Below are 443 nucleotides of genomic sequence, written 5' to 3'. Positions count from 1 at the left end.
CTCCTAGTGCCAAGGCATCCACCGTGCGCCCTTTCTAACTTAACCGTTAAAAAGAATCACTATGTGATATCTTGTCTTACTAATTGAATGTGATGTCTACTGTTATCTAGTTTTCAAAGAACACGTTGGTGGAGCCTAGCGGGATCGAACCGCTGACCTCCTGCGTGCAAAGCAGGCGCTCTCCCAGCTGAGCTAAGGCCCCGTTATTTAAGATGGTGGGCCTGAGTGGACTCGAACCACCGACCTCACGCTTATCAGGCGTGCGCTCTAACCAGCTGAGCTACAGGCCCATCTTAACTTATTCAAGGAACAAAGTTCCTTCAAAACTAAACAAGACAGGGAACGTTCTGTTTATAAGACCCAAGGTCTTATATTCCGTAAATATCCTTAGAAAGGAGGTGATCCAGCCGCACCTTCCGATACGGCTACCTTGTTACGACTTC

At 47.6% G+C, this 443-nt stretch carries 2 tRNA genes and 1 rRNA gene; all 3 read right to left on the bottom strand.

The features are described from left to right. Window positions 1-126 precede the first annotated feature (126 nt). A tRNA-Ala gene (locus KHQ79_RS22130) sits at window positions 127-202 on the bottom strand. An 11-nt stretch (window positions 203-213) separates the two neighbouring features. Continuing rightward, a tRNA-Ile gene (locus KHQ79_RS22125) sits at window positions 214-290 on the bottom strand. A 101-nt stretch (window positions 291-391) separates the two neighbouring features. Continuing rightward, a 16S ribosomal RNA gene (locus KHQ79_RS22120) occupies window positions 392-443 on the bottom strand; the annotation flags it as partial.

The organism is Bacillus sp. TSO22 (assembly GCF_020223595.1).
GTDB classification, from domain to species: domain Bacteria; phylum Bacillota; class Bacilli; order Bacillales; family Bacillaceae; genus Bacillus; species Bacillus inaquosorum.
The sequence above is the reverse complement of the archived record's forward strand: the minus strand, read 5'-3'. Positions and strand labels throughout refer to the sequence as shown.